The organism is Rhizobacter sp. P2_H2, from assembly GCF_056403375.1.
Genome location: NZ_JBFUFP010000137.1, coordinates 1 through 8,861 on the forward strand (window position 1 = coordinate 1; position 8,861 = coordinate 8,861).

The 8,861-nt window shown below is 67.5% G+C and carries 12 protein-coding genes; 11 read left to right on the top strand and 1 reads right to left on the bottom strand.

Annotated features, from left to right (window positions below; all coding sequences use genetic code 11):
• From AC1D15_RS10505 to AC1D15_RS10540, 8 genes are all read left to right on the top strand, one after another.
• Window positions 1–579, top strand: a 579-nt coding sequence (locus AC1D15_RS10505; RefSeq protein ID WP_477825934.1) for a class I SAM-dependent methyltransferase, incomplete at its 5' end; no start/stop codon positions are given.
• Between the two features lie 145 nt (window positions 580–724).
• Window positions 725–1,288 (top strand): DUF2244 domain-containing protein, encoded by a 564-nt coding sequence (locus tag AC1D15_RS10510; protein WP_082004059.1) that lies wholly within the window; start codon window positions 725–727, stop codon window positions 1,286–1,288.
• A 28-nt stretch (window positions 1,289–1,316) separates the two neighbouring features.
• Window positions 1,317–2,492: a cytochrome c oxidase subunit II gene (gene coxB / locus AC1D15_RS10515; RefSeq protein ID WP_477825935.1), complete on the top strand. Its 1,176-nt coding sequence runs from the start codon at window positions 1,317–1,319 to the stop codon at window positions 2,490–2,492.
• 63 nt (window positions 2,493–2,555) lie between these two features.
• Window positions 2,556–4,190 carry a cytochrome c oxidase subunit I gene (ctaD, locus tag AC1D15_RS10520; protein ID WP_465114116.1) on the top strand — a complete coding sequence of 545 codons (1,635 nt, stop codon included), beginning with the start codon at window positions 2,556–2,558 and terminating at the stop codon, window positions 4,188–4,190.
• A gap of 1 nt (window position 4,191) precedes the next feature.
• Window positions 4,192–4,302, top strand: coding sequence for a cytochrome oxidase small assembly protein (locus tag AC1D15_RS10525; protein WP_211191384.1), 111 nt, complete (start codon window positions 4,192–4,194; stop codon window positions 4,300–4,302).
• A 16-nt stretch (window positions 4,303–4,318) separates the two neighbouring features.
• Window positions 4,319–4,903, top strand: coding sequence for a cytochrome c oxidase assembly protein (locus AC1D15_RS10530; RefSeq protein WP_477825936.1), 585 nt, complete (start codon window positions 4,319–4,321; stop codon window positions 4,901–4,903).
• Window positions 4,900–5,136, top strand: a complete 237-nt coding sequence (locus AC1D15_RS10535) for a DUF2970 domain-containing protein (RefSeq protein WP_047499735.1) — start codon at window positions 4,900–4,902, stop codon at window positions 5,134–5,136. The genes AC1D15_RS10530 and AC1D15_RS10535 overlap by 4 nt, the downstream gene beginning before the upstream one ends.
• A 39-nt stretch (window positions 5,137–5,175) precedes the next feature.
• Window positions 5,176–6,060, top strand: coding sequence for a cytochrome c oxidase subunit 3 (locus AC1D15_RS10540; RefSeq protein WP_477825937.1), 885 nt, complete (start codon window positions 5,176–5,178; stop codon window positions 6,058–6,060).
• A 126-nt stretch (window positions 6,061–6,186) separates the two neighbouring features.
• On the opposite strand, the gene AC1D15_RS10545 is transcribed toward AC1D15_RS10540, so the two are convergent.
• Complete coding sequence (locus AC1D15_RS10545) at window positions 6,187–6,405, bottom strand: twin transmembrane helix small protein (protein WP_465114114.1); 219 nt, start codon at window positions 6,403–6,405, stop codon at window positions 6,187–6,189.
• On the opposite strand from AC1D15_RS10545, the gene AC1D15_RS10550 reads away from it, so the two are divergent.
• From AC1D15_RS10550 to AC1D15_RS10560, 3 genes are all read left to right on the top strand, one after another.
• The gene (locus AC1D15_RS10550) at window positions 6,404–7,135 is read left to right on the top strand and encodes an SURF1 family protein (RefSeq protein WP_477825938.1); all 732 of its coding nucleotides are present in this window, start codon (window positions 6,404–6,406) and stop codon (window positions 7,133–7,135) included. The genes AC1D15_RS10545 and AC1D15_RS10550 overlap by 2 nt on opposite strands.
• On the top strand, window positions 7,089–7,805 hold the full coding sequence (locus tag AC1D15_RS10555; RefSeq protein WP_477825939.1) for an SCO family protein: 717 nt from the start codon (window positions 7,089–7,091) through the stop codon (window positions 7,803–7,805). Before AC1D15_RS10550 ends, AC1D15_RS10555 begins: the two co-directional genes overlap by 47 nt.
• 1 nt (window position 7,806) lies before the next feature.
• Window positions 7,807–8,861, top strand: a 1,055-nt coding sequence (locus AC1D15_RS10560) for a COX15/CtaA family protein (RefSeq protein ID WP_477825940.1), incomplete at its 3' end; no start/stop codon positions are given.

Below are 8,861 nucleotides of genomic sequence, written 5' to 3' on the forward strand. Positions count from 1 at the left end.
GTGCTGTCCGCCGACCAGGTCGAGCCCGGCAGCGTGCAGCTGGTCTGGGCCAACATGATGCTGCAGGCGGTGTTCGACCCGCCGGTGGTGCTCGGCCAGTGGCAGCGCGCGCTGGCGGTCGACGGCTTCGCGATGTTCTCGTGCTTCGGCCCCGACACGCTGAAGGAGTTGCGCGCGCTGTACCGCCGCCTCGGCTGGGCCGTGCCGGCGGCCGATTTCGTCGACATGCACGACCTCGGCGACATGCTGGTGCAGGCCGGTTTCGCCGATCCGGTGATGGACCAGGAGCTGATCACGCTGACCTGGGCGAGCCCGCAGGCGCTGCTCGCCGAACTGCGCGGCCTGGGCGGCAACGCGGCGCCGGAACGCTTCGCCGGGCTGCGCACGCCGCGCTGGCGCGAGCGCCTGCACGCCGGGCTGCAGGGCCTGGCCGGGCCGGACGGCCGCATCTCGATGAGCTTCGAAGTCGCCTACGGCCACGCGTTCAAGGCACCGCCGCGCGTGCCGCTGGCGGCCGAGACGACGGTGTCGCTGGACGACATGCGTGCGCTGGTGCGCGCGCGCCAGGGTTCGCGCTGAGGGCCGCGTCGTGGCGGCCTGCGCTAAACTCGCGGGCTTGAAAAATGCGGATTCGTCCGGGGTGCGCGGCCAGGGGTGCGGCAGCGCGGGTCGGAGAGGGTCCGTCGAAGAACAGATCTCTGGAGGCAACTGGAGAAGGCGCAGTATGTCCACAAGCTCGTCGGCGGCGTGGCAGCCCTCGGCACCCCGGGCAGAGTTTCGCTTCGGTCACGAATCCCGCGGGGAGGGTGGCCCGGCAGGCTGGTCGATCGACTGGCTGCTCAAGCGCAACTGCTCGATGGCGCCCAGGCAGCTGCTCGCGTTCTACCTGTCGTTGTGCGTCCTGTCGCTGGGCATTGCCGCGATGTTCTGGTTCCAGGGGGCGCGAATGATCATGACCTTCACCTGGATCGAGCTGTCAGCCCTGGGCCTGGCGCTGTGGGTGTACGCACGCCACGCGACCGACAGCGAGAGCATCGTGCTGCGTGATGACCGGCTGACGGTGGAAGTCGCGAACGGGCCGCAGGTCGAGCGGGTGGAGTTCCAGCCCGCCTGGGTGCGGGTGGAGCCGGCGCATGGCGACCAGTCGCTGATCGAGTTGTCGGGCCAGGGGCGGCGGATTGCGGTGGGGCGCTTCGTGCGGCCCGAGCTGCGCAGCCAGCTGGCGCAGGAATTGCGCCATGCGCTGCGGCGCTGGCAACAAGGGGCGGCGCGGCTGTCTCCGGTGTGATTTTGGGATAACTGAAACGACCATGATGATGAAGCAGACGAAAACACTTTGGCGGCGGGCGGGAGAGATCAGCCTGGGCCTGGGCGCCGCGTTGGCCACATCGGCTGCCATGGCCGTCAACAGCCTGCCGGGAGGACCGGCCGTCAACCAGCTCGACCTGCACCCGCCGGTCACCGCGATCGCCGCCGAGCAGCGCTGGCTGCACTACTTCGTGCTGACGATCTGCGTCGTCATCTTCCTCGGCGTGTTCGGCGTGATGTTCTATTCGATCATCAAGCACCGCAAGAGCAAGGGCGCCAAGCCGGCCAACTTCCACGAGAGCACCACGGTCGAGATCATCTGGACCATCGTGCCCTTCGTCATCGTGATCCTGATGGCGCTGCCGGCGACCAAGGCGGTCGTCGCGATGAAGGACACCAGCGCGGCCGACCTGACGATCAAGGCCACCGGCATCCAGTGGAAGTGGGGCTACGACTACCTGAAGGGCGAGGGCGAAGGCATCGGCTTCGTCTCGACGCTCGACGTGACGCAGCGCGAGATGTCCGACTCCGGCAAGCCGTCCGGCGACGACTACCTGCTGAAGGTCGACAACCCGCTGGTCGTGCCGGTCGACAAGAAGGTGCGCGTGATCACCACCGCGACCGACGTGATCCACGCCTTCATGGTGCCGTCGTTCGGCATCAAGCAGGACGCCATCCCCGGCTTCGTGCGCGACACCTGGTTCCGTGCCGAGAAGATCGGCGACTACTACGGCCAGTGCGCCGAGCTGTGCGGCAAGGAACACGCCTACATGCCGATCCACGTGAAGGTGGTCTCGGCCGCCGACTACACGAAGTGGGTCGACGGCAAGAAGAAGGAAATGGCCGCCGCCGCCGACGATCCTGCCAAGGTGTGGGAGCAGCCCGCGCTGCTCGCGCGCGGCGAGAAGGTCTATGCGGCGAACTGCGCCGCCTGCCACCAGCCGAACGGCCTGGGCGGCGGCCCGATCAAGCCGCTGGACAAGTCGCCGGTCGTGCTCGACGCCGACAAGACCAAGCAGATCCATGTGGTGCTGAACGGCCAGAACAACGGCGCGATGCCGTCGTGGAAGCAGCTGTCGGACACCGATCTGGCCGCGGTCATCACCTACACGAAGAACAACTGGTCGAACAAGACCGGCCAGACCGTGCAGCCGTCGGAAGTGCTCGCTGAGCGCAAGCAATAACGCAAGCGACAACGCAAGCAAGAACGCAAGCAACAAGCCAGAGTCGCCCAAAGGAAGCTACCCATGAGCGCAGTTCTCGATCCGCACGGCCACGGCCACGACACCCACGCCGGGCATGATGATCATGCCCACCACCCGCACGGCTGGCGCCGCTGGGTCTACGCGACCAACCACAAGGACATCGGCACGCTGTACCTGCTGTTCTCGTTCACGATGCTGATCGTGGGCGGGATGCTGGCGCTGCTGATCCGTGCCGAGCTGTTCCAGCCGGGCCTGCAGATCGTCAACCCGCAGCTGTTCAACCAGCTGACGACGATGCACGGGCTGATCATGGTGTTCGGCGCGATCATGCCGGCCTTCGTCGGCTTCGCGAACTGGATGGTGCCGCTGCAGATCGGCGCGCCCGACATGGCGTTCGCGCGCATGAACAACCTGAGCTTCTGGCTGCTGATCCCGGCCGCGCTGATGCTGGTGGGTTCGTTCTTCATGCCCGGCGGCGCGCCGGCGGCCGGCTGGACGCTGTATGCGCCGCTGACGCTGCAGATGGGGCCGTCGATGGATGCCGGCATCTTCGCGATGCACATCATGGGCGCGAGCTCGATCATGGGCTCGATCAACATCATCGTCACCATCCTCAACATGCGCGCKCCCGGCATGACGCTGATGAAGATGCCGATGTTCTGCTGGACCTGGCTGATCACCGCCTACCTGCTGATCGCGGTGATGCCGGTGCTGGCCGGCGCSATCACGATGACGCTGACYGACCGCCACTTCGGCACCAGCTTCTTCAACCCCGCCGGCGGCGGCGACCCGGTGATGTACCAGCACATCTTCTGGTTCTTCGGCCACCCCGAGGTGTACATCATGATCCTGCCGGCGTTCGGCATCGTGAGCCACATCGTGCCGGCCTTCGCCCGCAAGCGCCTGTTCGGCTACACCTCGATGGTGTACGCCACCGCGTCGATCGCGATCCTGTCGTTCATCGTCTGGGCGCACCACATGTTCACGACCGGCATGCCGGTCACCGGCCAGCTGTTCTTCATGTACGCGACGATGCTGATCGCGGTGCCCACCGGCGTGAAGATCTTCAACTGGATCGCGACGATGTGGCGCGGATCGATGACCTTCGAGACGCCGATGCTGTTCGCGGTCGGCTTCATCTTCGTGTTCACGATGGGTGGCTTCACCGGCCTGATCCTCGCGATGGCGCCGGTCGACATCCAGCTGCAGGACACCTACTACGTGGTGGCGCATTTCCACTACGTGCTGGTGGCCGGCTCGCTGTATGCGATGTTCGCCGGCTTCTACTACTGGGCGCCGAAGTGGACCGGCGTGATGTACAGCGAGACGCGCGGCAAGATCCATTTCTGGGGCTCGCTGATCTCGTTCAACCTGACGTTCTTCCCGATGCACTTCCTGGGCCTGGCCGGCATGCCGCGACGCTATGCCGACTACCCGATGCAGTTCGCCGACTTCAACATGGTCGCGTCGATCGGCGCGTTCTGGTTCGGGCTGATGCAGGTCTACTTCTTCCTCTTCATCGTCGTGCCCTGCATGCGTGGCAAGGGCGAGCCGGCGCCGCAGAAGCCGTGGGAAGCCGCCGAAGGGCTGGAATGGGAAGTGCCGTCGCCCGCGCCGTTCCACACCTTCGAGCACCCRCCGAAGCTGAACGCGGCCGCCACCAAGGTGATCGGCTGACATGACGCCCGAGCAGAAGAAGAACAACCGCCGGCTGGGATGGATCCTGGCCTCGGTGGCCATCGTCTTCTTCATCGGCTTCATGGCCAAGGCCGCTCTCTTCGGGCTGTGATGCGGACTCTGATGCCATGAACGACAAAGGCCTGAAGACCGACAACCTGCGCATGGCGGGCAAGCTGGTCGTGGTGGCCGTCGTGATGGCCGGTTTCGGCCTGGYGATGGTGCCGATGTACCGCTCGATCTGCGAAGCGCTCGGCGTCAACGTGCTGTCGCTGTCGGAGCGCGCGGTGCCGGGCAATTCGGATGCGCCGAGCAGGAACACGCAGGTCGACGCGAGCCGCACGATCACGGTGGAGTTCGATGCCAACGCGCGCGGGCCGTGGGAGTTCAAGTCGATGCAGCGTTCGATCGATGTGCACCCGGGCGAGCTCGCGACGGTGATGTACGAGTTCCGCAACGTGCAGGACCGCACGATGACCGCGCAGGCGATCCCGAGTTACGCGCCGAAGCAGGCCTCGCCGCATTTCAACAAGCTCGAGTGCTTCTGCTTCAGCGAGCACACGCTGAAGCCGGGCGAGAGCAAGCAGTGGCCGGTGGTGTTCGTGATCGACCCGAAGCTGCCGAAGGACGTGAAGACGATCACGCTGTCGTACACCTTCTTCGAGGTGGCGGGCGGCAAGGTGGCGGCGGTGTCGAAGGAGCCTCGTTCATGAGCGATGGCCTGAAGGATGCGGTCAAGCGCCGCGGCTCGTTCCTGATGACGATGAAGGCGGTTGCCTGGTCGTTCTTCGGCGTGCGCAAGTCGGGCGACTACGAGAAGGATGTGGAGCAGCTGAACCCGGTGCACCTGATCATCGCGGGCGTCCTCGGCGCCGCGCTGTTCGTGATCGTGCTCGTGGTGCTGGTGCAGTGGGTGTTGGCCAGCGGTGTCGCCACCGCGAGCTGAAGAGCAAGAGACAGACAGATCGGACTAGCAGGAGAACACATGTCGTCAGCGACGCATTCGGGCCAGGCCCCTCACTATTTCGTTCCGGCGCCTTCGCGGCACCCGGTGATGGCCGCCTTCGGCCTGCTGCTGGTGATCTTCGGTGCCGGCCAGTGGGTCAACGGCCACGGCTGGGCGGCGTACGTGCTGCTGTTCGGGCTGCTGTGGTGGGCCTTCGTGCTGAAGCAGTGGTTCGGCGACGCGATCGGCGAGAGCGAGGGCGGGCTCTACAGCGACCGCATCGATGTCTCGTACCGCTGGAGCATGAGCTGGTTCATCTTCTCCGAGGTGATGTTCTTCGGCGCCTTCTTCGGCGCGCTGTTCTGGGCGCGGCTGCATGCGGTGCCCAACCTCGCGAGTTTCGACAACGCGATCCTGTGGCCCGATTTCAAGGCGATCTGGCCGAGTTCGGGCGTGGGCTTCACCGCGGCGCCGGCCGGCACGGTCGAGCCGTTCCGCACGATGGGCCCGTGGCCGATCCCGACCATCAACACCGCGCTGCTGCTGACTTCGGGCGTCACGCTGACGATCGCGCACCATGCGCTGATCGCCGGCCAGCGCGCGAAGACGATCACCTTCATGTGGATCACGGTGCTGCTGGGCATCCTGTTCCTGACGCTGCAGGGCTACGAGTACCACCATGCGTACAGCGAGCTGAACCTGAAGCTGTCGTCGGGCATCTACGGCTCGACCTTCTTCATGCTGACCGGCTTCCACGGCTTCCACGTGTTCGTCGGCATGCTGATGCTGCTGTTCATCACGCTGCGCCTGCAGCGCGGGCACTTCACGCCGCAGCGCCACTTCGGTTTCGAAGGCGCCGCGTGGTACTGGCACTTCGTCGATGTGGTGTGGCTCGGCCTCTACATCGTCGTGTATTGGCTCTAGACAGGGCCCCCCAGTCGCTTCGCTCCTGCCCCCGAGGGGCGCCTCCCCTCGGCCCGGCGGAGCCGGATCCTGGGGAGTTGCTGGATGGAAAGAGCGCCTTGCGGCGCTCTTTTTCATTCGCGGTGATCAGCTCGTGCGGATGCCCGTCGGTTGGATCCAGCCCATCCAGTAGCTGAACAGGATGATCGCGAACAGCAGGACCGAGAGACCCACGCGTACGGCGAGCGCACGCATCATGTTCCCCGTCTTCGGCTTGCCATCGCGGCCGTCGCGCATCATGAAGACACCGGCGAATGCCAGCGCGCCGATGATGAGGACGAAGGCGACGCCGATCAGGTATTTCATGGGCACCGATTATTCCACCCGCACTCTCGCCGCGATCGTGCTGATCGCCACCGTGCTGGGCATGGGCATCACCGCCCGGCTCGGCATGTGGCAGCTGAGCCGGGCCGCGCAGAAGCAGGCGCTGCAGACGGCCCTCGACGAGCGCGGCCACCTGGCGCCGCTCGACGATGCGACGCTCGCGCGCACCGCGCCCGAGGCCGAGGCCCAGCACTACCGGCCGGTGCGCCTGCAGGGCGAGTGGCGGACGGCGGCCACCGTCTTCCTCGACAACCGGCAGATGAACGGCCGGCCGGGCTTCTTCGTCGTGACGCCGCTCGTGCTGCCGGGCGGCGATGCGGTGCTGGTGCAGCGCGGCTGGGCACCGCGCGACATGGTCGACCGCACCCGCGTGCCGAGCGTGCCGACGCCCGCCGGCCGCGTCGAGGTGCGCGGGCTGATCGCCCCGCCTCCCGCACGGCTGTTCGACTTCGCGGGCGGTGCCCCCGGTACCATCCGGCAGAATCTCGACCTCGCGGCGTTCGCGAAGGAGGTCGGCGTGACGCTGCGGCCGCTGTCGGTGCAGCAGCTCGACGAACCGGCCGATGGCCTGTCGCGCCACTGGCCCGCTCCCGCGGTCGACATCCACAAGCACTATGGGTACGCGTTCCAGTGGTTCGCGATGTGCGCACTGATGGCAGGTCTGTATGTCTGGTTCCAACTCCTCCGTCCCCGGCTCCGGCGCCGTGCCTGACAGCCCGCTCAACTTCAGCGTGCATTCGCTGCCGTCGCCCGCGCTGGCCGACGAGCAGCGCCGCACCGCGGCAGGCCGCCTGCGCATGCTGCTGGTGCTGGCGGTGTGCGCCGCGCCGGTGATCGCGTCGTACTTCACCTACTTCGTGATCCGGCCCGAGGGCCGCACCAACTACAGCGAGCTGATCACACCGGGGCGGCCGATGCCGGACGACCTCGGGCTGCGCACGCTGGGCGGCGAGCCGGTGGCGGCCGCAGCCTTGCGCGATCAGTGGCTGATCGTCGTGGTCGGCGACGCGGCCTGCGACAAGACCTGCGAAGACCATCTCTACCTGCAGCGGCAGATCCGCGAGTCGCTCGGCCGCGAGAAGGAGCGTGTCGACAAGGTCTGGCTCGTCACCGGCGCGGGCGCGCCGCGGCCGGAGGTGATGCAGGCGATCTCGGTCGGCACGCCGGCCTCGGTGCTGCGGGTCTCGCGCGAACGGCTCGCGGCCTGGCTCGCGCCGGCCGAGGGGCAGGTACTGTCGCAGCACATCTACCTCGTCGATCCGATGGGGCAGTGGATGATGCGGGTGCCGCCGAAGCCCGATGCGGCCCGGCTGAAGCGCGACATTGAAAAATTGTTGCGCGCGTCGGCCTCGTGGGACCAGCCCGGACGCCCGGCGCGTTGAGATGAGCGCGGTGGCGTCCTATGACCTGAGCCCGCTGGCCACGATGGCGCTGGTGGCGGTGCTGCTCGCGACCGGCCCGCTGGTGTGGATCGTGCTGCGGCACCGCCGCGCGCACCCGGCGACGCGGCTGCGCGCCCTCACGGTGATGACGCTGTTCCTCACCTTCGACCTGGTGCTGTTCGGCGCCTTCACGCGGCTCAGCGATTCCGGCCTCGGCTGCCCCGACTGGCCCGGCTGCTACGGCAACGCCAGCCCGCTGGGCGCGCAAGGCCACATCGAGGCGGCGCAGACGGCGATGCCCGGCGGCCCGGTCACGCACGGCAAGGCCTGGGTCGAGATGGTGCACCGCTACCTTGCGGGCGGGGTCGGCGTGCTGATCATCGCGATCACGATCGCGGCGTGGCGGCAGCGGCGGCGCGACGCACGCGCGTTGTCACCGTGGTGGGCGACGGCGACGCTCGGCTGGGTCTGTGTGCAAGGCGCGTTCGGCGCGCTGACCGTCACGATGAAGCTGTTCCCCGCCATCGTCACGCTGCACCTGCTCGGCGGGCTCGGGCTGCTGATGCTGCTCGCGGTGCAGGCCCAGGTCCAGGCCCAGGCCAATGACCCCCACCGGCCGTCGCTCGCGATGCCGGCTTCGCTGCGCCGCGCGGTGTGGGCGGTGCTCGCGATCGCCCTCGCCCAGGTGACGCTGGGCGGCTGGGTCAGCACGAACTACGCGGTGCTCGCCTGCACCGATTTCCCGACCTGCCAGGGCGAGTGGTGGCCGGCGATGGATTTCGAGCACGGCTTCGCGGTCTGGCGCGAGCTGGGTGCCGGCAAGGACGGCGGCTTCCTGCCGTTCGCCGCGCTGACGGCGATCCACGTGGTGCACCGCATCGGCGCGTTCGTGACCTTGTCGGCGCTGCTGCTGCTGGCCTGGCGACTGCATGCGAGCGGCGAGCCGGCGCTGCGCCGCTGGGCGCTGCGCTTCGCGGCGGTCGCGGCCTGGCAACTGGCCAGCGGGCTCGGCAACGTGGTGCTCGGCTGGCCGCTGGTGGCGGCACTGGCCCACAC

What these genes read in the sequence shown, in the direction of transcription:
- AC1D15_RS10510 (WP_082004059.1), top strand. Translation starts at nt 725, where the DNA reads ATGTCCACAAGCTCGTCGGCGGCGTGGCAGCCCTCGGCACCCCGGGCA.
- coxB (WP_477825935.1), top strand. Translation starts at nt 1,317, where the DNA reads ATGAAGCAGACGAAAACACTTTGGCGGCGGGCGGGAGAGATCAGCCTG.
- AC1D15_RS10525 (WP_211191384.1), top strand. Translation starts at nt 4,192, where the DNA reads ATGACGCCCGAGCAGAAGAAGAACAACCGCCGGCTGGGATGGATCCTG.
- AC1D15_RS10535 (WP_047499735.1), top strand. Translation starts at nt 4,900, where the DNA reads ATGAGCGATGGCCTGAAGGATGCGGTCAAGCGCCGCGGCTCGTTCCTG.
- AC1D15_RS10540 (WP_477825937.1), top strand. Translation starts at nt 5,176, where the DNA reads ATGTCGTCAGCGACGCATTCGGGCCAGGCCCCTCACTATTTCGTTCCG.
- AC1D15_RS10550 (WP_477825938.1), top strand. Translation starts at nt 6,404, where the DNA reads ATGGGCACCGATTATTCCACCCGCACTCTCGCCGCGATCGTGCTGATC.
- AC1D15_RS10545 (WP_465114114.1), bottom strand. Translation starts at nt 6,405, where the DNA reads ATGAAATACCTGATCGGCGTCGCCTTCGTCCTCATCATCGGCGCGCTG.
- AC1D15_RS10555 (WP_477825939.1), top strand. Translation starts at nt 7,089, where the DNA reads ATGTCTGGTTCCAACTCCTCCGTCCCCGGCTCCGGCGCCGTGCCTGAC.